This is a genomic window from Pseudomonas sp. B21-032 (assembly GCF_024748965.1).
Lineage (GTDB): Bacteria > Pseudomonadota > Gammaproteobacteria > Pseudomonadales > Pseudomonadaceae > Aquipseudomonas.
This window is the reverse complement of record NZ_CP087180.1, coordinates 4,600,615-4,624,927: the sequence shown is the minus strand read 5'-3', so window position 1 is coordinate 4,624,927 and position 24,313 is coordinate 4,600,615. Positions and strand designations below refer to the sequence as shown.

General features: G+C 61.0%; 27 protein-coding genes and 1 pseudogene. 9 read left to right on the top strand and 19 right to left on the bottom strand.

Annotated features, from left to right (window positions below):
- Positions 1-354 precede the first annotated feature (354 nt).
- Together LOY54_RS21345 and grxD are read left to right on the top strand one after the other, a co-directional pair.
- Positions 355-2,463: a molybdopterin oxidoreductase family protein gene (locus LOY54_RS21345; RefSeq protein WP_258607831.1), complete on the top strand. Its 2,109-nt coding sequence runs from the start codon at positions 355-357 to the stop codon at positions 2,461-2,463.
- 92 nt (positions 2,464-2,555) lie between these two features.
- The gene (gene grxD / locus LOY54_RS21340; protein WP_045197731.1) at positions 2,556-2,891 is read left to right on the top strand and encodes a Grx4 family monothiol glutaredoxin; all 336 of its coding nucleotides are present in this window, start codon (positions 2,556-2,558) and stop codon (positions 2,889-2,891) included.
- Between the two features lie 69 nt (positions 2,892-2,960).
- On the opposite strand, the gene bfr is transcribed toward grxD, so the two are convergent.
- Together bfr and LOY54_RS21330 are read right to left on the bottom strand one after the other, a co-directional pair.
- A complete protein-coding gene (gene bfr, locus LOY54_RS21335; protein ID WP_045197734.1) occupies positions 2,961-3,431 on the bottom strand; it encodes a bacterioferritin in 471 nt (156 codons plus the stop codon).
- Positions 3,432-3,629: 198 nt separating this feature from the next.
- A complete protein-coding gene (locus tag LOY54_RS21330) occupies positions 3,630-3,848 on the bottom strand; it encodes a bacterioferritin-associated ferredoxin (protein ID WP_010221037.1) in 219 nt (72 codons plus the stop codon).
- A 234-nt stretch (positions 3,849-4,082) separates the two neighbouring features.
- Between LOY54_RS21330 and LOY54_RS21325 the strand changes: the two genes are divergently transcribed.
- Entirely contained in the window at positions 4,083-4,685 is a 603-nt protein-coding gene (locus tag LOY54_RS21325; RefSeq protein WP_010221038.1) for a peroxiredoxin, read from the top strand.
- A gap of 59 nt (positions 4,686-4,744) precedes the next feature.
- Here LOY54_RS21325 and rnt read toward each other — a convergent pair whose 3' ends face one another.
- The gene (gene rnt / locus LOY54_RS21320; RefSeq protein WP_267954172.1) at positions 4,745-5,356 is read right to left on the bottom strand and encodes a ribonuclease T; all 612 of its coding nucleotides are present in this window, start codon (positions 5,354-5,356) and stop codon (positions 4,745-4,747) included.
- Positions 5,357-5,412: 56 nt separating this feature from the next.
- Positions 5,413-6,459, bottom strand: a complete 1,047-nt coding sequence (gene pyrC / locus LOY54_RS21315; protein ID WP_258607830.1) for a dihydroorotase — start codon at positions 6,457-6,459, stop codon at positions 5,413-5,415.
- 130 nt (positions 6,460-6,589) lie between these two features.
- Here pyrC and LOY54_RS21310 point away from each other — a divergent pair, with 130 nt between their 5' ends.
- Together LOY54_RS21310 and LOY54_RS21305 are read left to right on the top strand one after the other, a co-directional pair.
- Positions 6,590-7,543, top strand: coding sequence for an OmpA family protein (locus LOY54_RS21310; RefSeq protein WP_258607828.1), 954 nt, complete (start codon positions 6,590-6,592; stop codon positions 7,541-7,543).
- A gap of 129 nt (positions 7,544-7,672) precedes the next feature.
- Positions 7,673-8,890, top strand: coding sequence for an argininosuccinate synthase (locus LOY54_RS21305; protein WP_038999115.1), 1,218 nt, complete (start codon positions 7,673-7,675; stop codon positions 8,888-8,890).
- A gap of 54 nt (positions 8,891-8,944) precedes the next feature.
- On the opposite strand, the gene LOY54_RS21300 is transcribed toward LOY54_RS21305, so the two are convergent.
- The gene (locus LOY54_RS21300; RefSeq protein ID WP_258607826.1) at positions 8,945-9,505 is read right to left on the bottom strand and encodes a hypothetical protein; all 561 of its coding nucleotides are present in this window, start codon (positions 9,503-9,505) and stop codon (positions 8,945-8,947) included.
- Between the two features lie 455 nt (positions 9,506-9,960).
- On the opposite strand from LOY54_RS21300, the gene LOY54_RS21295 reads away from it, so the two are divergent.
- The gene (locus LOY54_RS21295; protein ID WP_045197743.1) at positions 9,961-10,587 is read left to right on the top strand and encodes a response regulator transcription factor; all 627 of its coding nucleotides are present in this window, start codon (positions 9,961-9,963) and stop codon (positions 10,585-10,587) included.
- A gap of 62 nt (positions 10,588-10,649) precedes the next feature.
- On the opposite strand, the gene LOY54_RS21290 is transcribed toward LOY54_RS21295, so the two are convergent.
- From LOY54_RS21290 to metG, 8 genes and pseudogenes are all read right to left on the bottom strand, one after another.
- Entirely contained in the window at positions 10,650-10,826 is a 177-nt protein-coding gene (locus LOY54_RS21290) for a PA3496 family putative envelope integrity protein (RefSeq protein WP_258607824.1), read from the bottom strand.
- A gap of 105 nt (positions 10,827-10,931) precedes the next feature.
- Entirely contained in the window at positions 10,932-11,570 is a 639-nt protein-coding gene (nth, locus tag LOY54_RS21285; RefSeq protein ID WP_045197747.1) for an endonuclease III, read from the bottom strand.
- Between the two features lie 4 nt (positions 11,571-11,574).
- On the bottom strand, positions 11,575-12,099 hold the full coding sequence (locus tag LOY54_RS21280; protein WP_258607822.1) for an Rnf-Nqr domain containing protein: 525 nt from the start codon (positions 12,097-12,099) through the stop codon (positions 11,575-11,577).
- Positions 12,092-12,709 (bottom strand): RnfABCDGE type electron transport complex subunit G, encoded by a 618-nt coding sequence (locus tag LOY54_RS21275; protein ID WP_258607820.1) that lies wholly within the window; start codon positions 12,707-12,709, stop codon positions 12,092-12,094. The genes LOY54_RS21280 and LOY54_RS21275 overlap by 8 nt, the downstream gene beginning before the upstream one ends.
- Complete coding sequence (locus LOY54_RS21270; protein ID WP_258607818.1) at positions 12,706-13,686, bottom strand: RnfABCDGE type electron transport complex subunit D; 981 nt, start codon at positions 13,684-13,686, stop codon at positions 12,706-12,708. The genes LOY54_RS21275 and LOY54_RS21270 overlap by 4 nt, the downstream gene beginning before the upstream one ends.
- 4 nt (positions 13,687-13,690) lie before the next feature.
- A pseudogene (rsxB, locus tag LOY54_RS21265) lies at positions 13,691-14,527 on the bottom strand (electron transport complex subunit RsxB); the annotation flags it as partial.
- Complete coding sequence (locus LOY54_RS21260; RefSeq protein ID WP_045197758.1) at positions 14,524-15,105, bottom strand: Rnf-Nqr domain containing protein; 582 nt, start codon at positions 15,103-15,105, stop codon at positions 14,524-14,526. The pseudogene rsxB and the gene LOY54_RS21260, both read right to left, overlap by 4 nt.
- 90 nt (positions 15,106-15,195) lie before the next feature.
- Positions 15,196-17,235 carry a methionine--tRNA ligase gene (gene metG, locus LOY54_RS21255; protein ID WP_045197760.1) on the bottom strand — a complete coding sequence of 680 codons (2,040 nt, stop codon included), beginning with the start codon at positions 17,233-17,235 and terminating at the stop codon, positions 15,196-15,198.
- 156 nt (positions 17,236-17,391) lie between these two features.
- Here metG and apbC point away from each other — a divergent pair, with 156 nt between their 5' ends.
- Entirely contained in the window at positions 17,392-18,486 is a 1,095-nt protein-coding gene (gene apbC, locus LOY54_RS21250) for an iron-sulfur cluster carrier protein ApbC (protein WP_045197762.1), read from the top strand.
- Positions 18,487-18,616: 130 nt separating this feature from the next.
- Here the strand turns inward: apbC and LOY54_RS21245 are convergent, their stop codons facing one another.
- A complete protein-coding gene (locus tag LOY54_RS21245; protein ID WP_010221054.1) occupies positions 18,617-18,826 on the bottom strand; it encodes a cold-shock protein in 210 nt (69 codons plus the stop codon).
- A 351-nt stretch (positions 18,827-19,177) separates the two neighbouring features.
- Between LOY54_RS21245 and dcd the strand changes: the two genes are divergently transcribed.
- Together dcd and LOY54_RS21235 are read left to right on the top strand one after the other, a co-directional pair.
- A complete protein-coding gene (gene dcd / locus LOY54_RS21240) occupies positions 19,178-19,744 on the top strand; it encodes a dCTP deaminase (protein ID WP_028943496.1) in 567 nt (188 codons plus the stop codon).
- 99 nt (positions 19,745-19,843) lie between these two features.
- Positions 19,844-20,077, top strand: a complete 234-nt coding sequence (locus tag LOY54_RS21235; protein WP_045197764.1) for a hypothetical protein — start codon at positions 19,844-19,846, stop codon at positions 20,075-20,077.
- Between the two features lie 3 nt (positions 20,078-20,080).
- Here the strand turns inward: LOY54_RS21235 and LOY54_RS21230 are convergent, their stop codons facing one another.
- From LOY54_RS21230 to LOY54_RS21210, 5 genes are all read right to left on the bottom strand, one after another.
- Positions 20,081-20,845, bottom strand: a complete 765-nt coding sequence (locus LOY54_RS21230) for an ABC transporter ATP-binding protein (protein ID WP_258607816.1) — start codon at positions 20,843-20,845, stop codon at positions 20,081-20,083.
- 23 nt (positions 20,846-20,868) lie between these two features.
- On the bottom strand, positions 20,869-21,984 hold the full coding sequence (locus LOY54_RS21225; protein ID WP_045197768.1) for a succinylglutamate desuccinylase/aspartoacylase family protein: 1,116 nt from the start codon (positions 21,982-21,984) through the stop codon (positions 20,869-20,871).
- Between the two features lie 7 nt (positions 21,985-21,991).
- Entirely contained in the window at positions 21,992-22,702 is a 711-nt protein-coding gene (locus tag LOY54_RS21220; protein ID WP_038999132.1) for an ABC transporter permease, read from the bottom strand.
- Positions 22,699-23,427, bottom strand: coding sequence for an ABC transporter permease (locus LOY54_RS21215; RefSeq protein WP_045197771.1), 729 nt, complete (start codon positions 23,425-23,427; stop codon positions 22,699-22,701). Before LOY54_RS21215 ends, LOY54_RS21220 begins: the two co-directional genes overlap by 4 nt.
- A 64-nt stretch (positions 23,428-23,491) precedes the next feature.
- On the bottom strand, positions 23,492-24,274 hold the full coding sequence (locus LOY54_RS21210) for a transporter substrate-binding domain-containing protein (RefSeq protein ID WP_045197773.1): 783 nt from the start codon (positions 24,272-24,274) through the stop codon (positions 23,492-23,494).
- Positions 24,275-24,313 lie beyond the last annotated feature (39 nt).

Sequence of the window (24,313 nt, the reverse complement as noted above, 5' to 3'; positions counted from 1 at the left end):
ACCGCAGATCAGCCATACCGGTTTTTTTTAACAACGGAAGTGACCTGCGGCGAAAGCCGCACGGGGCGACGAATTAGGGGAAGACGCAATACTATAATTAAATGTCGCGTCATACCAAGAGGGGGTTTCGTCGCCGATGTTTCAGGCAGTGTCGTAACCCATTGGGCTGAAGCTTTTTTTATACGCTGCACAAGGGTTTTACACTGCCTGCCAGCGCCTTGGCAAACCCGGTAGCGGGCCTGCGCTGAATCGCCTTGCCTGATGGGCGAAGATTCACGCGACGAACCTCACTGGCCGCAAGCTCGGGTCAGGCTCATAGTCGGTTGATCCCAGACACCCGAGCAAGAGGTGGCCATGAACAAGACCCAGCATCACCGTGCCTGTCATCTGTGCGAAGCCATCTGCGGCTTGACCCTGGAAATCACCCACGAGCCCGACGCCCCACGGCGTATCAGCTCGATCAAGGGCGACCCCGAAGACAGCTTCAGTCGCGGCCACATCTGCCCCAAGGCGGTGGCCCTGCAGGATATCCAGAACGACCCTGACCGACTGCGCGCGCCGCACAAGCGTGTCGGTGACAGCTGGCAAGCCATCAGCTGGGAGGAGGCCTTTGCACTGGCTGCGCAAAAGCTCTGGGCCATCCAGCAGGCCCATGGGCAGAACGCCGTGGCGGTCTACCAGGGCAACCCCAGCGTGCACAACTACGGGTTGATGACCCACAGCAACTACTTCCTCGGCCTGCTCAAGACCCGCAATCGTTTCTCCGCCACCTCGGTGGACCAGCTGCCGCACCACCTGACCAGCTACCTGATGTACGGCCATGGGTTGTTGTTGCCGATCCCTGACATCGACCACACCGAATTCATGCTGATCCTGGGCGGCAACCCGCTGGCCTCCAACGGCAGCATCATGACCGTGCCGGACGTCGAGAAACGCCTTAAGGCGATCCAGGCCCGTGGCGGCAAGTTGGTGGTGGTCGACCCGCGCCGCAGCGAGACTGCGGCGATGGCCGACCAGCATGTGTTCATTCGCCCCGGCACTGACGCGGCGCTGCTCTGTGGCCTGCTCAACACCCTGTTTGGCGAAGGACTGACTCGCCGCTCGGCCTTGCCGGTGGATGGCCTGGACAGGGTACAAGCGGCCATTGCGCCGTTCACCGCCGAGGCCATGAGCGCCCTATGCGGTGTCGACGCCACGGTGATACGCCAGTTGGCGCGGGATTTCGCCAGCGCCGACAAGGCCGTCTGCTACGGGCGCATGGGCGTCTCGACCCAGGCCTTCGGCACCTTGTGCCACTGGCTGGTGCAGTTGCTCAACCTGGTCAGCGGCAACCTCGACCGTGTCGGTGGCGCGTTGTGTACCGAGCCTGCGGTGGATCTGGTGGCGAGTACTTCAGGCGGGCATTTCAATGCCTGGCAGAGCCGGGTCTCGGGGCTGCCCGAGTATGGCGGCGAATTGCCGGTGGCGGCCCTGGCCGAAGAGATGCTGGTTGAAGGCCAGGGGCAGGTTCGCGCGCTGGTGACGGTGGCGGGCAACCCGGTGTTGTCCACGCCCAATGGCCGCCAGCTTGAACGCGCCCTGGACGGTCTTGAGTTCATGCTCAGCATCGACCTGTACATCAACGAGACCACCCGTTACGCCGACCTGATCCTGCCGTCCACCTCGGCATTGGAGAACGATCACTACGACACCACCTTCAACCTGTTTGCGGTGCGCAATGTCAGCCGCTTCAATCGGGCCATCCTGCCCAAGCCCGAAGGTGCCTTGCATGACTGGGAAATCTTCGTCGGCCTGGCCAAGGCCTTTGCCGCCCTTAGCGACAAGCCTTTGAAACCGACCCTGCCGCCGGCACAAATGATCGATATCGGCCTGCGCCAGGGCCGCTATGGCGAGGCCTCGGCGTTCAAGCTGTCGCTTGAGACCCTCGACCAGCACCCCCATGGCATCGACCTGGGCCCGCTGCAGCCCAACCTTGCTGCACGCCTGAAGACGGCTAACCAACGGATTCAGGCCGCACCCCAGGAGATCCTCGGCGACCTGCAGCGCTTTGCCGGGCAGCCGCCGCTGGCGGCGGGTCAACTGCTGCTGATCGGGCGCCGCCATGTGCGCAGCAATAATTCATGGATGCACAACTATAATCGCCTGGTGAAAGGCAAACCCCGTCATCAGTTGTTGATGCACCCGGACGACCTGGCCGGTCGCCAGTTGCAGGATGGCCAGCGTGTGCGCGTCAGCTCGCGGGTCGGCGAAATCGAGGTCGAAGTGCAGGCCAGCAGCGACATGATGCCGGGGGTGGTCAGCCTGCCGCATGGCTTTGGCCATGCCCGTGCCGGGGTGCGCATGGAAATCGCCCAGGGCCAGCCCGGCGCCAGCGCCAACGACCTCACCGATGAGCGCCAGCTCGATGCGGTGTCGGGTAATGCGGCGCTTAATGGCGTGCCAGTGCAGGTGGTTGCGGCCTGATATCGGCAAGGCCGAGCGTCCTGCTCGGCTTTCCGATACAATGCGTCACCGTGCCGACAACCAGGTCGGAAAGTTCAGCCGCGAGGTGCTTCATGGATATCATCGAAACAATCAAAGAGCAGATTGCCAACAACACCATTCTGCTTTACATGAAAGGCTCGCCGAATGCCCCGCAGTGCGGTTTTTCGGCCAAGGCGGCGCAAGCCGTGATGGGTTGCGGCGAGAAATTCGCTTACGTGGATATCCTGCAGAATCCGGAAATCCGCGCCAACCTGCCAAAATACGCCAACTGGCCGACCTTCCCACAGCTGTGGGTTGCCGGCGAGCTGGTTGGCGGTTCCGACATCATGGCTGAGATGTTTGCCAACGGCGAACTGCAGACCCTGATCAAGGACGCTGCAGCCAAGGCTGAGGCGGCCAAGGCCTGACCCCAGGTTTGGTCAAAAAAAGCCCCGCAGTGCGGGGCTTTTTTGTGCCTGTAGGGCAGGGCAGCGAACTTACTCGCCCATCTGCGACTGCAGGTAGTTCTCCAGGGAGACCTTGTCGATCAGGCTCAGCTGGGTTTCCAGCCAGTCGATGTGCTCTTCCTCGGCTTCGAGGATGTCTTCGAGCAGCTCACGGCTGCCGAAGTCGCCGACGGTCTCACAGTGGGCGATGGCGGCCTTGAGGTCGACCAGGCCTTTTTGCTCGATCTTCAGGTCGCACTCGAGCATTTCCTTGGTGTGTTCACCAATCAGCAACTTGCCCAGGTCCTGGACGTTGGGGATGCCTTCGAGGAACAGAATACGCTTGATCAGTTTGTCAGCGTGTTTCATCTCTTCGATGGATTCTTTGTACTCGTGCTTGCCGAGTTTCTCCAGACCCCAGTCTTCGTACATGCGCGCATGCAGGAAGTATTGGTTGATTGCGACCAGCTCGTTTCCGAGGATCTTGTTGAGATGCTGGATGACGCTAACGTCGCCTTTCATGATGGGGTCCTGCCCTGTAAGTGTGTCTATAAAGGCAAGTCTGAGCCCCGCAACTTCCACTGTCAAACCTAAGTTATTGAATAATAAATGAAAATTAATCGGAATAAGAATGTTTGTGTTCCGCGTTAAACCCCTAACTACTTGAATTACAGGCATAAAAAAACCGGACACTGGGTCCGGTTCTTGGAATTCGTTGAATTATGCTGCAGTAAATTCTACAGGATAGGGCAGCGCAGCCTGGCTGACCTGAAGCTCGGTGAGGGTTTCGCGCACCACCTGCTTGGCCAGGCAGGCACATTTGCCACACTGGCTGGCCACGTTGGTGGCGCTTCTGACTTCCTTGTAGCTGCAGCATCCTTCATAGATCGCATCGCGGATCTGTCCGTCGGTCACACCAACACAAAGACACACATACATAGGGCTGACCATCGCTGGTTAAGGCTCAATGCGAAGAAGCTTAATGTTAATGAGAATGCTTGTCAAAACTCTTTCTGTAATAGGCGAACTAGAGCGACCGACGGCAGATTGTCGAGCGTTCGGACTGAAATTCGGCGAGCGGCGCCGGGCGGTGTATGATGGTCGGCCATTTCGCTGCCGGGCCAGTGCATGCTGGCCTGTGCAAGATGATTCCACCCCATCAGGAGATATCGCATGAGCGTACTCGTTGGCAAAAATGCCCCGGACTTCACCGTTCCAGCTGTTCTGGGCAACGGCGAAATCGTCGACAGCTTCAACCTGGCTTCGGCCATCAAGGGCAAGTACGGCCTGGTGTTCTTCTACCCGCTGGACTTCACCTTCGTCTGCCCGTCCGAGCTGATCGCCCTGGACCACCGCATGGCCGAATTCAAGGCGCGTAACGTTGAAGTGATCGCCGTGTCGATCGACTCGCACTTCACCCACAACGCCTGGCGCAACACCCCGATCAATGCCGGCGGCATCGGTCAGGTCCAGTACATCATGGCTGCCGACATGAAGCACGACATCGCCAAGGCCTACGACGTAGAGTCCGAAGGCGGCGTAGCTTTCCGTGGCGCGTTCCTGATCGACGACAAGGGCGTTGTCCGCTCGCAGATCGTCAACGACCTGCCACTGGGCCGTAACATGGACGAACTGCTGCGTCTGGTCGACGCCCTGCAATTCCACGAAGAGCACGGCGAAGTCTGCCCTGCCAACTGGAAAAAAGGCGACAAGGGCATGACCGCTTCGCCAGAAGGCGTTGCTGCTTACCTGAGCGAGAACGCTGGCAAGCTGTAATTTGCCAGGCAAAAAAAACCGGCCTTGATGGCCGGTTTTTTTATGCGCGGTGCACGGCTTCAGTCGTTGAAGTCCTGCCAGCCGCCCATTTCTTTCCAGCGGTTGACGATGCCGCAGAACAGCTCGGCAGTCTTCTCGGTGTCGTAACGCGCCGAATGCGCCTCACGGCCATCAAAGTCGATGTCGGCGCTCTGGCAGGCCCGCGCCAGCACGGTCTGGCCATAGGCAAGGCCGGCCAGGGTAGCGGTGTCGAAGCTTGAGAACGGATGAAACGGGTTGCGCTTCATGTCGTGGCGGGCCACGGCGGCATTGAGGAAGCCCAGGTCGAAGCTGCTGTTGTGGCCGACCAGGATCGCCCGTTTGCAGCCATTGGCCTTGAGCGCCTTGCGCACGCCACGGAAGATGTCGGTCAGTGCCGACTCTTCGCTGACGGCCATGCGCAGCGGGTGATCGAGCTTGATCCCGGTGAACTCCAGAGCCGCTTGCTCGATGTTGGCGCCTTCGAACGGCTCGACGCGGAAGAAATAGGTGTGTTCCGGGAACAGGAAGCCCTTTTCGTCCATGCCGATGGTGACTGCGGCGATTTCCAGCAGGGCGTCGGTGGCGCTGTTGAAACCGCCGGTCTCGACGTCGACCACTACCGGCAGGTAACCGCGAAAGCGTTCAGCCATCGGGTGGCGCGGACCGCCGCCATGACCTTCCTGGTCGTCTTCGTACTGATCTTCGCTCACGCAGTTTCCTCCAGCAGGCGCCAGCGCAGTTGCTCACCGGCGCGCAGCGGGATAACGGTCTGCTCGCCGAACGGCAAGCTGCTTGGGGCGGTCCAGCTGTCGCGGACCAGGGTAATCGAATCGGTGTTGGCCGGTAGGCCATAGAAGCTTGGGCCGTGCAGGCTGGCGAAGCCTTCGAGCTTGTCCAGCGCGTTACGCTGCTCGAATGCCTCGGCGTACAACTCGATCGCGGCATAGGCGGTGTAGCAGCCGGCACAGCCACAGGCGGCTTCCTTGGCGTGCTGGGCATGGGGCGCCGAGTCGGTACCGAGGAAGAACTTGCTGCTGCCGCTGGTGGCGGCGTCCAGCAAAGCCACCTGGTGGGTGTTGCGCTTGAGGATCGGCAGGCAATAGAAGTGCGGACGAATGCCGCCCACCAGCATGTGGTTGCGGTTGTACAGCAGGTGCTGGGCAGTGATGGTCGCGCCGACGTTGGCCGGGGCCTCGTTGACGAACTGCACGGCTTCGCTGGTGGTGATGTGTTCGAACACCACCTTGAGGGTCGGGAAGCGCTCGACCACACGGCGCAGGTGCTCGTCGATGAACAGCTTCTCGCGGTCGAACACGTCGATCTCGGGGCGCGTTACTTCACCGTGTACCAGCAGTGGCATGCCGACCTCGGCCATGGCTTCGAGCACTGGGAAGATCTTGTCGACACTGGTCACGCCGGAATCGGAGTTGGTCGTCGCGCCGGCGGGATACATCTTGGCGGCATGGACAAAACCGGTGGCCTTGGCCGCGCGGATTTCCTCGGGCTGGGTGCGGTCGGTGAGGTACAGCACCATCAGCGGCTCGAAACGGCTGCCGGCAGAGCGTGCGGCAAGGATGCGCTCACGGTAGGCACCGGCTTGGGCGGCGTTGCGCACCGGTGGCACCAGGTTGGGCATGATGATTGCGCGGGCAAAGGTGCGCGCAACGTCACCGACGGTATGCGGCAATACAGCGCCATCACGAAGATGGATGTGCCAGTCGTCGGGACGCAGGAGGGTCAGGCGGTCGGACATTGGGGATTCCAGGCGGGTCGAACTCAAGGTGAATGCTACCGGAAAAGCCGGTTACGAGCACTCGCTATCAAGTTTTGCCGCGACCGACCGATAGCGTGCAGGTATACCGTGAAAATCTGTGGAGCCGCCCGTGCGCCAGCGTTATCTAGCCCTGCTCAGTGTGTTTGCCAGCATGCCCGCCATGGCACTCACTTTCCAGACCCGTCTGGAGAACGTCGAGTGGAAGGTCGAAGGCGATCAGTTCGAATGTCGGCTGGTTCAACCCATTGCCGATTTCGGCAGCGGCGAGTTCGTTCGCCGGGCCGGCGAGCAGCCAACTTTCCAGCTGCGCTCAAGCAGTAACGTCCTCGGTGCCGGTTCCGCCACCCTGCTGGCGGCGGCCGCGCCGTGGCAGCCCGGACGTGGCGATATCAACCTGGGCGCGGTGCGCATGGCCCGCAGCGGCGTGCTTTTTACCAGTTCCCAGGGCCAGGCCAGCCGCTTGATCAACGGCCTGCTCGATGGCCGTAGCACCGTGGTGCGCAACTACGCCGGTGAAGCCGGGCGGACCATGGAAGTGCGGGTGTTGCCGGTCAAGTTCAGCAAGGCCTACGGCGACTATCAGGCCTGCGCGGCAAAACTTTTGCCGATGAATTATGACCAGGTGCGTCAGGCGCGGGTCGGCTTTCCGGGCGGCGGCATTGACCTGGATGCCGATGCCCGGGCACGTCTGGACGTGATCCTCGACTTCCTCAAGGCCGACCCCACTGTTAACCATATCGAACTCGACGGCCACTCCGACAACAGCGGCAACCGCCTGACCAACCGCGACCTGTCGCGGCGCCGGGCACTGGCGGTGATGGAGTACCTCAAGGCCCACGGTATTCCCGAAGAGCAGATCACCGTGCGCTTCCATGGCGAGCGTTACCCGCTGGCGCGCAACAACAGCGCAGCCAACCGCGCGCGCAACCGACGGGTGAATATTCAGCTTGATCGGGTTATGCCTGTCGAAAAACCGCTGGAAAAGCCCGTTGAACCTGCAGCCAAACCACCGGCCGCACCTGCTGCCGCAGCCAGTACCGCGAAGCCCGTCGCCAAGTCCTGAGGTGCGACCGTCCGTCGCGCTCTCGACAGTTCCTGTCGCTTTGTCGTCACAAGCTGTCGCCCCACTGTAAATTTTGTCGCAAGGCCGGTAGAATCGACGGCTTTCCGTACAACCCCGTGGAGTGATGGCATGGCGGACGTAAAAAAGGTCGTACTGGCGTATTCCGGCGGCCTTGATACTTCGGTGATTCTCAAGTGGCTGCAGGATACCTACAACTGTGAAGTGGTGACCTTCACCGCTGACCTTGGACAAGGCGAAGAGGTCGAACCGGCCCGCGCCAAGGCCCAGGCCATGGGCGTCAAGGAAATCTACATCGATGACCTGCGCGAAGAGTTCGTACGCGACTTCGTGTTCCCGATGTTCCGCGCCAACACCGTCTACGAGGGCGAGTACCTGCTGGGTACTTCCATCGCTCGTCCGCTGATCGCCAAGCGCCTGATCGAAATCGCCAACGAAACCGGCGCCGATGCCATTTCCCATGGTGCCACCGGCAAAGGCAACGACCAGGTCCGTTTCGAACTGGGTGCCTACGCCCTCAAGCCAGGCGTCAAGGTCATCGCGCCCTGGCGTGAATGGGACCTGCTGTCCCGTGAAAAACTGATGGACTACGCCGAGAAGCACGGCATCCCGATCGAACGTCACGGCAAGAAGAAGTCGCCGTACTCGATGGACGCCAACCTGCTGCACATCTCGTATGAAGGCGGCGTGCTGGAAGATACCTGGACCGAGCACGAAGAAGACATGTGGCGCTGGACCAAGTCGCCAGAAACCGCTCCGGACGTTCCGACCTACCTGGAACTGACCTACCGCAACGGCGACATCGTTGCTCTGGACGGCGTTGAAATGTCGCCGGCCACGGTGCTGGCTACCCTCAACCGCATCGGCGGCGAGAACGGTATCGGTCGTCTGGACATCGTCGAAAACCGTTACGTCGGCATGAAGTCCCGCGGCTGCTACGAAACTCCAGGCGGCACCATCATGCTGCGTGCCCACCGGGCGATCGAGTCGATCACCCTGGACCGCGAAGTCGCTCACCTCAAAGATGAGCTGATGGTCAAGTACGCCAGCCTGATCTATACCGGCTACTGGTGGAGCCCTGAGCGTTTGATGCTGCAACAGATGATCGACGCTTCGCAGGTCAACGTGAACGGTGTCGTGCGCCTGAAACTGTACAAAGGCAACGTCATCGTCACCGGCCGCAAGTCCGACGATTCGCTGTTCGACGCCAACATCGCCACCTTTGAAGAAGATGGCGGCGCCTACAACCAGGCCGACGCAGCGGGCTTCATCAAGCTCAATGCCCTGCGCATGCGTATTGCTGCGAACAAGGGCCGCAAGCTGGTCTGAGGCTTGTTGTGCAGAAAAACCCCGGCCTGTGCCGGGGTTTTTTTTGCCTGAAGATTAGTGTGCCGGACCATTCAACGGCCGCGTCAGCAACACGGTTTGCCTCCTGCTTTCGAGATTGCACAAAATCCATTTGCTGTCCGGTGCGGGCGGGGATTTGAGTGCGTGCAAGGCGAAGTAGCTTATCAAGTCAGCCGCTGCGGGGCCGCGCAGGGTAATCGTGATGGTAGTGCATCCGCTATTAATGGCGGGTACTTTCGCTGTTTCGATTGCTTCCGGAGTTTCTATGGGGCAGTCGGCTGGAGTATCAACCGAACTGGAAGTAACAAGGGCGGGGGGTGGAGACTCAAGAGTAGTTTTTGCATCGGCAGTGTCAGGTGTTGGAATAACGCCTGGTGTCGGTTCGTTCAACTCAGGTGAGTAAAGCGATTTGTAGTTGAAGTTAAGGGTCAGGAAGAACAATACCGTGAGGAAGAACGGAAAGCCCACCAGGAACCAGGTATAAATACCCTGGCTGTCTTCACCCAGAAATGGCAGCGAGGCTAGCGCCGAGGCTTCGATGATGCCGGCGAAAATCGCAATGATCGTCAAAGGGCTTTTCGGCTCGATTTTGCTCATCCAGGATTCCCATGTGCCCACCGGGGCAAGTTCGCAGTAGCTGCGAGGTTTACATGGGCTGCGCCATGCCAGGCAGCATGCTGTGTTTCTCGGTTGGGTAATGTGTCCAGTGCTGATATGTAACGATTATACACAAATTGCAATATTGGTTTTATCAAACAGGTCTATAGGATATTTCCTTCAGGTAATAAGGCTAGGTTTTATAGGTTATTTTATTCTCTGGTGCTACCGTGATAGAGAAAGTTTTGTACGGCCTTTACACGGTCTGCAATTACCAGCGAGGTGTTGATTCCTTAAAGAATTATTGGTATTTCCCGCTTGTAGGATAATTCTTTAATGGTTGTAGGCTGTGTCCTTGTGTGCATTTGCTTGTTAATGGCGCAATACAATATGTCGTGTAACTAGGCTATTGTGCTGGCTCAAAAAATAGAACAGCGAACAATTGGATTTTGCCCATGAATAAAGTCCTGATCGTGGATGATCATCCGGTCATTCGCCTGGCTGTACGCATGTTGATGGAGCGGCATGGTTATGAAGTCATTGCCGAGACGGATAACGGCGTGGACGCATTGCAGCTGGCACGCGAGCATGGTCCGGATATCGTTATCCTGGACATCGGCATCCCCAAACTTGACGGCCTTGAGGTGATCGCCCGGCTGACCGCCAACAATGCCAGCATCAAGGTGCTGGTACTGACCTCGCAGGCGCCCGGGCACTTTTCCATGCGCTGCATGCAGGCAGGGGCTGCAGGCTATGTCTGCAAGCAGCAGGACCTGACCGAGTTGCTTAGCGCTATCAAGGCAGTGCTTTCCGGGTATAGCTACTTCCCCAACCAGGCACTGCATTCGGTTCGCTCGAACCTGGGCGGCGCCAGTGAGGCGGACATGGTCGAGCGTTTGTCGGGCCGGGAGATGATGGTGCTGCAGCAACTGGCCCGCGGAAAAACCAACAAGGAGATTGCCGATGGCATGTTCCTCAGCAACAAGACGGTGAGTACCTACAAGACGCGACTATTGCTCAAACTCAATGCTCGCTCGTTGGTTGACCTGATCGAACTGGCCCAGCGCAACGGGCTTGTTTGAAACGCCCAGAAACAACAAAGCCTCCATCAAGGAGGCTTTTGTGATCTGTCGGTATCGATCCTTCAGAGGTCGAAGTCGTAATCGGCCAGCTGTTTTTGCAAGCGACGTTCTTCCAGCAGGTTGTCGATGGTGCGGCGTTTGCTCAGGTTGGTTTTTGCCACTTCAACAACGGGCTCGTCGTCTGCCTCGTCAGTGACGAGGTCGTCATCTACAACCAGGTCTTCTTTATCGGTGCTCATAAGTCACTCCAAGCCAAGAGGGCCATTGGCGCACCTTATAGCGAGAAATTTTGACCGGGTAAAAAAGATTTTTTCAATCGACCAAGCTGTCTTTTCACTATCGGCTCAATCGTCCGAAGTTTTCTGCTTGTACTCGCACAAATCTTCGATCCGGCAACTACCGCAACGGGGTTTGCGCGCCTGGCACACATAGCGCCCGTGCAGGATCAACCAATGGTGGGCGTCAAGCAGGTACGGCTTGGGCACGAACTTCATCAAGGCCTTTTCAACTTCCAGAACGGTCTTGCCTGGGGCAATGCCGGTGCGGTTGCTGACCCGGAAAATATGCGTATCAACGGCCATGGCCAGTTGCCGAAAGGCGGTGTTGAGCACCACGTTGGCGGTCTTGCGGCCAACCCCGGGTAGTGCTTCAAGCGCTTCGCGGGTTTCTGGTACCTGGCTGCCATGTTGCTCCATCAGCAGGCGACAGGTTTCGATGACGTTTTTCGCCTTGCTGTTGTACAGGCCGATGGTCTTGATGTACTCCGACAGGCCGTCAACACCCAGGGCATGGATGGCTTGCGGGGTATTGGCGACCGGGTACAGTTTGGCCGTGGCCTTGTTCACGCTGACGTCGGTAGCCTGTGCCGAGAGGATGACCGCAATCAGCAGTTCGAAAGGATTGGTGTAGGCCAGCTCGGTTTTCGGCTCGGGGTTGTCTTCATGCAACCTGCGAAAAATTTCCAGGCGTTTGGCGGCATTCATGGGGTCAAAGCGTTCCTTGACGACGGGAAAGGGCTCGCCGTTGGCAAACCCGGTTATACAGGGCGAGTATCAGGCCCAGAAGGATCAAGGCGCCGGGCAACATGCCGGCCAGGCGCAGGTTGGCAAACTCACTGAGCAGCTGGCGCGTGAACCCCGCGGCCATGCACAGCGCAGCAAATGCTGCCAGTGTGGTAGCTGCGGTACGCCAGCGGGCACTGTTACCCAGGGCCAGCTCGAACAGCAGGCATTGTACGGCGATCAATGCCGGATAGCGGCCCAGCTCCAGTGCCAGCGGCAGGGCCCAGGCGCGCAAGCCTAGCTCAAGGCAGGTGACCAGCAGGGCGGCCATCAGCACGCTTGCGAACAGGCGGGCGCCAGCGTCCAGCTGTTTGCGCAGGGGTGTCATGCACAGACGGTGCAGGCCGACGGCGAGCAGGCTTAGCAGCGCCATGGTGCTGGCCTGCAGCAATGTCTGGGTGGCGCCCAGCACGGGCGCCAGGCTTATTGCAGCGAGCCATTGCCTATTCATCCGCACCTGCGCTTAGCAACTGTTGGCGATGCTCGTCGAAATAGCGCAGGGCATCGTGGGTGGCTTGAATGACGGCGCGGGAGGTGACGGTGGCACCGGCCAACTGATCGAACTGGCCGTTGTCACGCTTGAGCGCCCAGGCTGAATCAGGCGTTTTTTGCCGGCTGTTGCCGATAAAGCCTTGCAGCCAGGTGTTGCCGGGTTCCACCAGCTTGCCGCCCAGGCCTGGCGTCTCCTGTTGTTGCAGCACCTTGAGGCCGATCAGGCGACCCCCCTCATCAATGGCAATCAGCAGGTCCAGCGGGCCGCCGTAACCCTGGCTCTGGCTGTGCAGCACAACGGCGCTCGGCTGGCCTTTCAAGGTTGCCAGATAGCCTGCGAGCAGCCGGCTGTGGTCCAGGTTGGTGGCGCCCAGAGTCAGGGGCTGTTGCAGCGGTTGGTTGTCGTAGGCCTGCTGCGCCAGCACGCTCAGCCAGCGTTGGGCCTTGAGCTGCTGCTCGGCGGCAGTGATGCGCGCGGTGGTGAACTGTTGCCAAAGCACCGTGCCACCCACGGCCAGCACGGCAAGGCTCAGTAGCAGGGCGGTGGTGCGAATCGACGAGGTGCTCATGATGCTTGCCCGCGTTCTGCCCAGCGCTCCAGGGACGGAACACAAAGATTCATCAGCAGGACCGCGAAGGCGGCGCCGTCGGGGTAACTGCCCCAGGTTCTGATCAGGTAGATGAGCAAGCCCGCGCCGACGCCAAACAGCAGCTTGGCCTTCGGGCTTTTCGCTCCTGAAACCGGCTCGGTGACAATGAAGAACGCCACCAGCATGGTTGAACCGGACAGCAGGTGCAGCAACGGCGAGCCGTTTGAGTCCGAGCCCGAGCCGTTCCAGCACAGCAGGCTGGCCACGAACAGGCTGGCCAGCAGGCCGAGCGGCGCATGCCAACTGATGACCTTGCGGTGCAACAGCAGCAAGCCGCCGAGCAAAAAGCCCAGGTTGACGAATTCGCTGCCGCGACCGCCAAGGTGGCCGAAGCCTGGATGACTGGCGAACAATTCATCGATGGTCAGGCTGCGGTTGTTGCGCAGGCCGTCGAGTACCGTGGCTTGCGCCCAGGCGTCGGGCTGGTTGCCCAAATCAAGGCCGAACACTTGCTGCAGCGTGTCGGTCAGGCCCAGCACCTGGGTGACCGGCCACTGGGTCATGTGCTGCGGGAACGACAGCAACACCAGCGCATAGCCGAGCATCGCCGGGTTGAACAGGTTCTTGCCGACGCCGCCGTACAGTTGCTTGCCCAGGGCAATGGCACTGCTGGCGGCAATTGCTGGCAGCCACCAGGGCGCGTAGGCAGGCAGTGCCGCTGTCAGCAGCACCGCAGTCACCAGGGCGCTGCCGTCGTTCAGCGCCGGTAGGCCTGGCCGTTGTTGCAGTCGCAGCAGCGCCGCTTCAGTCGCCAGCGCCGCAACGGCGCACAGCAGCAGGTTCAGCAGCAGCCCCCAGCCATGCAGCCACAGCAGGGTCAGCAACCCGGGTGCGCTGGCCAGCAGCACCATGGCCATGGTGCTGCGCAGGCGCTCGCTGCTATCAGCCGTGACCATTGGCGGCCGCCGGTTGCAGTGCTTGCAGGCGAGCCTGGGCCTGTTGCGCTTCGTGCTCAAGTTCAGCCAATTGTGCTTGCTGGGCCTGGTTCGGCGCCTCGCCAAAGGCGCTTCGGGCCTTGCTCAGTTGCGCCCGGCTCATGGCGGCGGCGATTTTTGCCTGCTTCAGCGCTGCATCGGCGGCCGCAGCTTTCTGCGCCTTGACCCGTTCGATGGCGGCCTTGATCGGGTCGTCGACAGTGGCGCCCGGCGTGGTGATTGTGGCAGTGGCCGCACGCTGGCTGCGGGCCAGGCGGTCGGCCTGCTTGCGGGCTTCTTCGCGCTGCAGGCGGTTGTTGCGCTGCTCGAAGCGCCGCCGCGCCTGGTTACGCTTGTGGCTGCGGGCCTCGAGGGTCTGGGTGTCTTCGGCCAGGCCGCCGACAATCGGCACGATGTTGCTGTGGGCGGTCAATGGCAGCAGGTCGATGCAGTCCACCGGGCAGGGCGCCACGCACAGGTCGCAGCCGGTGCATTCGGCGCTGATCACGGTGTGCATCAGCTTGGCCGCACCGATGATGGCGTCCACCGGGCAGGCCTGGATGCATTTGGTGCAGCCGATACATTCGGCTTCACGGATATAGGCAACTTGCGCCGGTGCACGGCCGCGCTCGTGGTCGAGCTCAATCACCGGCACATGCAACAGCTTGGCCAAGGCTGCGATGGTTTCGCCGCCTCCGGGTGGGCATTTGTTGATCGCTTCGCCCGCCGCCAGGCCTTCGGCGTAAGGCCGGCAACCAGGATGGCCACATTTGCCGCATTGGGTCTGCGGCAACAGGGCGTCGATGCGTTGAATCAAGCTCATGGGTTGAATAGTCCGTTGAATCCGAGAAACGCCATGGCCATGATCCCGGCGCCGATCAGCTCGATCGGCAGGCCGCGAAAGGCCAGGGGGATGTCATCGTGGTCGCTGCGCTGGCGCAGGTCGCTGAACAGGCCCAGGGCCAGCCAGAACCCCAGGCCACCGCCCAGGCTCCAGCCCAGGGTTTGCAAAATCCCATAGCTGCCTTCACTGGCTTGCAGGCTCAAGCCTAGCAGCGCCAGGTTACCCACCATCAGGGGCAACAAACCGTCGAAGGGCAGGGTTGGCAGCAGGCGTGTCAGCACTGCGAGCAGCGGCTTGATCGGTAACACGCACAGCGCCAGGAACACGAACAGGCGCAGGTATTCAAGCTGCAGGGGCAGCAACGCCAGGTGATAAATCAGTTGCCCAAGCCCGACCGCCACTACCAGCGACACCAGGGTCGCCAGGCCCAACGCATGCACCTGGCGCCGATCCGGATCGGTGTCGCTGCGCAGCAAGGGGTCGATGGCCAGCCCCTGGTGCAGGACCAGGTTATTGATCAGCGCGGCGCTGACCAGGGCCAGGAAGAATTCGCTCATGAGGGGGCCGAATGCTGAGGCTGTCCGCCATTATCCGGCAATGACGCGAAGATGAGAACGCCCCGGCCGCAATCGGCCGGGGCGTGAGCCTTACTTGATGCGCTGGCCCGGCTTGGCGCCGCTGTCAGGGCTGAGCAGGTAGATTTCTTCACCGCCGGGGCCTGCGGCCATGACCATGCCTTCGGAGATGCCGAAACGCATTTTGCGCGGCTTGAGGTTGGCGATCATCATGGTCAGGCGACCTTCGAGCTTGGCCGGGTCCGGGTACGCCGACTTGATGCCGGAGAACACGTTGCGTTGCTCGTCACCGATGTCCAGGGTCAGGCGCAGCAGCTTGTCGGCGCCCTCGACGGCTTCGGCCTTGAGGATCAGGGCCACCCGAAGGTCGACCGCGGCGAAGGTGTCGAAGTCGATCTCGGCCGACAGCGGATCCTTGGCCAGTTCGCCATTGCCGGTGACAACGCTGGTCTGGCTGGCGGCCAGGTCTTCCTTGGAAGCGGCGGTCATGGCTTCGACCTTGGCCGGGTCGATGCGGCTCATCAGCGCCTTGAACGGGTTGAGCTGATGGTTGCTCAGGCGGGTTTGGTGATCGGCCCAGGTCAGTGGCGCGACATTGAGGAACGCCTCGGCGTCGGCGGCCAGCACCGGCAGCACCGGCTTGAGGAAGATTACCAGCTGGCGGAACAGGTTAATGCCCTGGGCGCAGATCGCCTGGACTTCGTCCTGCTTGCCTTCTTGCTTGGCCAGCGACCACGGCGCCTTGTCGGCGATCCAGGCGTTGGCGCGGTCGGCCAGGGCCATGATTTCGCGCATGGCACGGGCAAAGTCGCGGCCTTCATAGGCTTCGGCAATACCCGGGGCGGCAGCGAGGAAGGCCTCGGTCAGTTCCGGTGCGGCGTCGCCGGCCACCATGACGCCGTCGTTACCCTTGTGGATGAAGCCTGCACAGCGGCTGGCTATGTTGACTACCTTGCCAACCAGGTCGGAGTTGACCTTCTGGATGAAGTCTTCAAGGTTCAGGTCGAGGTCGTCGACGCCGCGGCCCAGTTTGGAGGCGTAGTAGTAACGCAGGTATTCCGGCGCCAGGTGATCAAGGTAGGTGCGGGCCTTGATGAAGGTGCCGCGCGACTTGGACATCTTCGAACCGTTGACGGTCAGGTAGCCGTGCACGTTGATGCCGGTCGGCTTGCGGTAGCCGGCACCTTCGAGCATGGCTGGCCAGAACAGGGCGTGGAAGTTGACGATGTCCTTGCCGATGAAGTGGTACAGCTCGGCTTTCGAATCCTTGTTCCAGAACGCGTCGAAGTCCAGCTCCGGGCGGCGCGCGCACAGGTTCTTGAAGCTGGCCATGTAGCCGATCGGGGCGTCCAGCCAGACGTAGAAGTACTTGCCCGGCTCGTCGGGAATCTCGAAGCCGAAGTACGGCGCATCACGGGAGATGTCCCATTCCTGCAGGCCGGCATCCAGCCATTCGGCGATCTTGTTGGCCACCGCGTCCTGCAGGGTACCGCTGCGGGTCCACTGCTGGAGCATGGCCTGGAAGTCCGGCAGCTTGAAGAAGAAGTGTTGCGAATCCTTGAGCACCGGGGTGGCGCCGGAAATCGCCGACTTGGGGTTCTTCAGCTCGGTTGGTGCGTAGGTGGCGCCGCATTTTTCGCAGTTGTCGCCGTACTGGTCTTCAGCCGCGCACTTGGGGCAAGTGCCCTTGATGAAGCGGTCGGCCAGGAACATTTTTTTGTCCGGGTCGAAATACTGGGTGATCGAACGGGTAGCGATGTGCCCGGCGTCACGCAGCTTGAGGTAGATCTGGCTCGACAGTTCGCGGTTTTCTTCGGCGTGGGTCGAGTGGAAGTTGTCGAAGTCGACCAGAAAGTCGGCGAAATCCCCGCTGTGCTCGGCCTGGACGGCGGCAATCAGTTGCTCGGGGGTGATGCCTTCTTTCTCGGCGCGCAGCATGATGGCCGAGCCGTGGGCGTCGTCAGCGCAGACATAAATGCACTGGTTGCCGCGAAGCTTCTGGAAGCGCACCCACATGTCTGTCTGGATGTACTCGAGCATATGGCCAAGGTGAATGGAACCATTGGCATAGGGCAGGGCGCTGGTGACGAGAATCTGACGTGGCTCGGACATGGGGGCTCGGCTACTTTTTTCGGCTACTTGAGATGAAACGGTGATCGGCCACTATAAAACGCCGGGAAATATATTTCACCCCATGGACGTATCTGAAGAGGGATGACGGGTTAGCATAGTGGTCTGTTTTGCTCAGTCTTTATCACGGGAGTCTCCATGAGTGCCGTCACTCGCGCAGCCGTCGAAGCCGTTCTTCGCCAGTACACCGACCCATACCTGAACCAGGACCCGGTCAGCGCCGGCTGTGTCCAGGCCATTGATATCCAGGGCGATCGCGTCAGCGTGCAGCTGCAACTGGGCTATGCCGCCGGCCTGTTCAAAAATGGCTGGGCGCAGGTGCTGCAAACGGCTGTCGAAGGTCTCGACGGGGTTACCTCGGCGCGGGTCGAAATCAACTGCGTGATCGCCGCACACAAGGCCCAGGCGCAGATCCCGGGCCTGGCCAACGTCAAGAACATCATCGCCGTGGCCTCCGGCAAGGGCGGTGTCGGCAAATCGACCACCGCCGCCAACCTGGCCCTGGCCCTGGCTCGCGAAGGCGCGCGGGTAGGCATTCTCGATGCCGACATCTATGGCCCGAGCCAGGGCGTGATGTTCGGTATCGCCGAAGGCACCCGCCCGCAGATTCGCGAGCAAAAGTGGTTCGTGCCGCTCAAGGCCCACGGTGTCGAGGTCATGTCCATGGCTTTCCTGACCGACGACAACACGCCGATGGTCTGGCGCGGTCCGATGGTCTCCGGGGCCTTGCTGCAACTGGTGACCCAGACCGCCTGGGACGATCTCGACTATCTGGTGATCGACATGCCGCCTGGCACCGGCGACATCCAGCTGACCCTGGCGCAGAAAGTCCCGGTGGCCGGCTCGGTGATCGTCACCACCCCGCAAGACTTGGCGTTGCTTGACGCCAAGAAGGGCGTGGAGATGTTCCGCAAGGTCAACATCCCGGTGCTGGGCGTGGTCGAGAACATGGCCGTGCACATCTGTTCGAACTGCGGCCATGCCGAGCATCTGTTCGGTGAGGGCGGTGGCGAGAAGCTGGCGGCGCAGTACGGTGTCGAACTGCTGGCCTCGTTGCCGCTGTCGATGCTGATCCGCGAACAGGCCGACAGCGGCAAGCCGACGGCGATTGCCGAGCCGGAAAGCCAGATCGCCATGGTCTACCAGGAGCTGGCCCGTCAGGTCGGTGCACGGATCGTGTTGCAGGAAGCGGCGGCGCCGGCGATGCCGAATATCACTATCAGCGAGGACTGAGGTGATTTTCGCGTGGCAAGCCCGCTCCTACGGTAGGAGCGGGCTTGCCACGCGATGAGGTCAAAATCCAGGGCATAAAAAAAGCCCCACCTGTTAAGGGCGGGGCTTTCTTCAAGCTGTAAAGCGGAAGTTAGATAACTTCTACTTCTTCAGCCTGCATGCCTTTCTGACCGCGGGTAGCGATGAAAGAGACCGCTTGGCCTTCTTTCAGGCTTTTGAAGCCGTCAGCTTTGATGGCTTTGAAGTGTACGAACAGGTCGTCACCGGATTGTGGGGTGATGAAGCCGAAGCCTTTTTCATCGTTGAACCACTTAACGGTACCGGTTTGGCGATTGGACATGGTCTGTCTCCTTGGACAAAGTTAACTACGACTCAGGAAACGCCCTGGCCGAGACTGAGTGCAAAGAGGCAGAAAATTCATGAAGATGGGTTGATCGAAATCTTGCATCAGGTAGATATTCTCAGTGACACGTGCAGCACAGTGGCGTCACCTTAACCCTTTTTCCAGAACGTGCCAATGGTCTTGTGACGCTTTCTCATAATTCATGACTGACGGTGCCTCGCGCTCCCGTGCAGGCCCCGTGGTACGGGGATCCGACGGTTGATGCTGCATGGAACTTTGAACCCGGCGCCGGGCCCGGTAAGATGCGCCACAGAATTTTTTCACCACGCAATTTCAGGACACCCCGCCATGAGCATCAAATCGGACAAGTGGATTCGCCGCATGGCGCAGGAACACGGCATGATCGAGCCGTTCGTCGAGCGCCAGGTGCGCGGTGAGAGCGACAACCGGCTGATCTCCTTCGGCGTCTCCAGCTACGGCTACGACGTGCGCTGCGCCGACGAATTCAAGGTGTTCACCAACATCAACTCGGCGACCGTCGATCCGAAAAACTTCGACGCCGGCAGCTTTGTCGACGTCAAGAGCGACGTCTGCATCATCCCGCCGAACTCCTTCGCGCTGGCCCGCACCGTCGAATACTTCCGTATCCCGCGCAACGTGCTGACCATCTGCCTGGGCAAGAGCACCTACGCCCGCTGCGGCATCATCGTCAACGTCACCCCGCTTGAACCCGAGTGGGAAGGTCACGTGACCCTGGAGTTCTCCAACACCACCACGCTGCCGGCGAAAATCTACGCCAACGAAGGCGTGGCGCAGATGCTCTTCCTCGAATCCGACGAAGAATGCGAAGTGTCCTACAAGGATCGTGGCGGTAAATACCAGGGCCAGCGCGGCGTTACCCTGCCACGCACCTGAGGCGACAAGGCGAGGGAATTCCTTGCCTGCGGCGTACTCCAATGAGTTGAACTGTTCCGCCCGGCAACACGCCAGGCGGACGTCAACCAGGAGCCGCCCATGAAACTCGACCCGACCATCAGTGCCAAGCTGGCCGTGCTGCAGCCCAACAGCGTTGGGATGTTGGCCTGGTCGCTGCTGGCCCATCCGCACCCGCACATCCTCCACGCAGGCGGCGTGCCCGGTCAGCCTGATCCAGACACGCCTATCCCTGCACAGCCGGGTGATACCCCGCCGATGGAGCCGGGTGAGCCCACTCTGCCTGACGAGCCGCCACCGGCCCCCGTCGCCTGACCGCTACTTGAGGTTGCCGCTGAGAAACTGACGCAGGCGTTCGCTTTTTGGATTGCCCAGTACCTCGTCCGGCGGCCCTTGCTCCTCCACCAACCCTTGGTGGAGGAACATCACCTGGCTCGCCACCTTGCGTGCGAAGGCCATTTCGTGGGTCACCATGATCATGGTCCGGCCCTCTTCGGCCAGGCCCTGAATCACCCGCAACACTTCGCCGACCAGCTCCGGGTCCAGTGCCGAAGTCGGCTCGTCGAACAGCATGACTTCCGGCTCCATGGCCAAGGCCCGGGCGATAGCCACCCGTTGCTGCTGGCCGCCGGAGAGAAATGCCGGGTATTGATCGGCCACCCGCGGTGCCAGGCCGACTTTGTCCAGGTAGCGCCGGGCGCGCTCCTCGGCCTCGTGCTTGCTCACGCCCAGCACCCGTCGCGGCGCCATGGCGATGTTGTCCAGCACGCTCAGGTGGCTCCACAGGTTGAAGTGCTGGAACACCATGGCCAGGCGCGTGCGCAGGCGCTGCAGCTCGTCCGGATCGGTGACGTGCAGGCCATGATGGTTCTGGGTCATGTGCACCGGCTTGCCATCGAGGGTCATGCTGCCTTCGTTGGGTTGCTCGAGGAAGTTGATGCAGCGCAGGAAGGTACTCTTGCCCGAGCCGCTGGCGCCGATCAGGCAGATCACGTCGCCGGTCCTGGCCTTGAGCGATACGCCCTTGAGCACATGGTGCTCGCCGTAGCGTTTGTGCAGGTCTTCGATGGTCAGTTTGTACATGCGCAGGCTCTAAAGGTAAGGGGTCAAGGCGACAGCAGGTAGCCGCTGCGGTAGGCCTGGTTGCCGGCCACATGGGCGATGACCATGCCGGCGGTGGCCATGCGCCGCAGCGAGCGGGCATAGAGCAGGCCGGGCTGGCTGTTGCGCACCGGGGTGACCCGGTCGCTGAGCGGGTCGATAACTTCGGCGATCAGTTGGTCGGCTTGCAGGTACTGGCCCGGCTTGGCGTGGAACACCAACAGGCCGCCCAGCGGCGTTGCCACCGGTTCCACCCCGGCCAGCGGCGTTGCCGGGTAGCTGAGGGCGGGCAAGGTGGCAGGTTCGCCTTCAATGGCGCCGTAACGGGTCAGGTACTCGAGAATCGCCGTGCAGTCCTGTTCCGCCAACGGATGGCTGACATCGCCCTGGCCACGCAATTCGACGGTCACCGAAAAGCTGCCCTGGGGGATCGGGAACTGCTTGGCGAAGCGCTGCTGCAATTGCCACCAGACCAGGGTGAAACATTCATCGAAGGACTGCCCGCCCGAGTCGGTGGCCAGCAGGCTGGCCTGGGCGCCCAGGTAGCGCGACAGCGGTTCGACCTGCGGCCAGGCTTCGGGCGTGGTGTACAGGTGCGCCACGGCTTCGAAGTCGCAATGCAGGTCGAGCACCATCTCGGCGTCGCAGGCCAGGCGTTGCAGGGTCAGGCGCTGGGATTGCAGCGGGGTGTGGGCAGCATGGGCATCCAGGGCGCGGCGCAGGCTTTCGCGGATCAGGGCAATGTTGTGCTGCGGGTCCTGGGTCAGGTGATCGGCAATCTGGTCGCCGATCTGGTCGCTCAAGTCAACGAAGTGGCGGTTGAAGTTCTCGCCGCTTTGCAGCTCGTAACGGCCCAGCGGCACATCCATCAGTACCTGTTCCAGGCCTACCGGGTTGGCGATCGGCACCAGCACGATTTCGCGGCGCAGCAGGCCCTGGGCCTCAAGTTCGGCCAGGCGTTGCTTGAGGTGCCAGGCCACCAGCATGCCGGGCAGTTCATCGGCATGCAGCGAGGCCTGGATGTAGATCTTGCCGGCGCCGCGGGGGCCGAAGTGAAAGCTGTGTATCTGGCGGGCAATGCCTGGAACCGGCGCCAGAATGTCGTGGGTCGAGTGATGCATATCAGTCCTAGTGTGTCGGTCCTAGAAAAGCCAGCCAGCGACGTTCGGCGATGCGAAACAGCCCTACCAGGGCGAAGGTCACGCACAGGTAGATCAGCGCGGCGATGCCGAACGACTGAAAGGTCAGAAATGTGGCCGAGTTGGCGTCGCGGGCGACCTTGAGGATGTCCGGCACGGTGGCGGTGAAGGCCACCGTGGTGGAGTGCAGCATCAGGATCACTTCGTTGCTGTAGTAGGGCAGCGAGCGGCGCAGCGCCGACGGCATGATGATATAAGCATAAAGTTTCCAGCCGCGCAGGCCATAGGCCTTGGCGGCCTCGACTTCACCATGGTTCATGCTGCGGATCGCCCCGGCGAAAATCTCCGTGGTGTAGGCGCAGGTGTTGAGGGCAAAGGCGAGGATGGTGCAGTTCATCGCATCGCGAAAAAAGCTGTCGAGCAGCGGCTGCGCGCGCACCGCTTCCAGGCTGTAGATCCCGGTGTAGCAGATCAGCAACTGGATATACAGTGGGGTGCCGCGGAACAGGTAGGTATAGAACTGCACGGGCCAGCGAACCCAGAAGCGCGGCGAAACCCGCGCAATCGACAACGGGATCGAAACCACGAAGCCAATCGCCAGGGCTGCGGTGAGCAACCACAGGGTCATGGCCAGACCGGTGATGTGGGTGCCGTCGGTGTAGAGGAAGGCACGCCAGTATTCCTGCAAGAGCTCGATCATCGGATGGCCTCCCGGGTGCCGACGTTGTAGCGCCGTTCCAGCCAGCGCAGGGCGACGTTGGAGGCGCTGGTGATCAACAGGTAGATGAACGCCGCGACCATCAGGAAGTAGAACAGCTGGTAGCTGCTCTTGCCGGCGTCCTGGGCGGCCTTGACCAGGTCGGCCAGGCCGATGATCGACACCAGAGCAGTGGCCTTGAGCATCACCATCCAATTGTTGCCGATGCCGGGCAGGGCGAAGCGCATCATTTGCGGAAAGACCACGAAGCGAAAGCGTTGCAGGCGCTTGAGGCCGTAAGCAGTGGCCGCTTCGACCTGGCCGCGCGGCACGGCGAGAATTGCGCCGCGAAAGGTTTCGGTGAAATAGGCGCCGTAGATGAAGCCCAGGGTGATGACCCCGGCGGCGAATGGGTCGATCTCGATGTATTCCCACTCCATGGCGTCGGTGAGGCTGGTCAGCCAGGTTTGCAGGCTGTAGAAAATCAGCAGCATCAGCACCAGGTCAGGCACGCCGCGAATCAGCGTGGTGTAGGCCTGGGCGATCAGGCGTAGCGGGCGCAGCGGCGAGAGCTTGGCACTGGCGCCGAGCAGGCCCAGGCCAACGCTGACCAGCAGCGACATGAAGGACAGTTTGAGGGTCATCCAGGTGCCCTGCAGCAGCAAGGGGCCGAAGCCCTTCAAGCTGAATGCCGAGAGCCCCAGGAACTGCAGCAGGTCTTCGAACATGAAGCGAACCTATGCCAGTGGACGCGATCATGCGGGAACCGGCGTTTGCCGGTTCCCGCAGTGGTTATTTGCCGCTGTAGAGGTTCAGGTCACCGAAGTGCTTTTTCTGGATCGTGGCGTAGGTGCCGTCGTCGTGTAACGCTTTGATACCTTTGTCCAGGAGTGCCTTGAGCTCAGTGTTACCTTTTTTGATACCGACTGCGGTCTTGGACGGCAGCAATTCGCTGTCGACCGGCTCACTGACTTCATAGTCGGCGCCTTGTGGCGACTTGAGAAAGCCCAGTTCGGCCTGGAGCATGTCCTGGATCGAGGCATCCAGGCGTCCGGAGGTCAGGTCGGAATAGACCTGGTCCTGGTTCTGGTAGGCCTGGGTCTTGACCCCGGCCTTGTCCAGCACGGCCTTGGCGTAGGCTTCCTGGATGGTGCCTTGCTCGTAGCCGACAGTCTTGCCCTTGAGCGAGGCCGGGTCGGCGGTCAGGCCTGCACCTTTCTTGAACACCAGGCCGGTTGGGCCGGAGAACAGCTCGCTGGAGAAGTCGATGACTTTTTCCCGTGCCGGGGTAACGGTCATCGACGAGATCACTCCGTCGAACTTGTTGGCCTTGAGCCCCGGAATCATGCCGTCAAAGTCACTTTCCACCCACTTGCACTTGACCTTGAGCTCAGCACAGATGGCATTGCCCAGGTCGATGTCGAAGCCCACCAGGGAACCGTCGGCGGCTTTCGATTCGAACGGTGCATAAGACGGATCGACGCCGAAGCGCAGCTCCTTGTATTCCTTGGCCAGGGTGTTCCCCGCAGCCAGACACAACGCGAGTGCGGAAAGCGTCAGCCATGCTTTTTTCATTGTGTGTCCTTGGATTCGCAAAGTGTTGGGGTGGCAAAG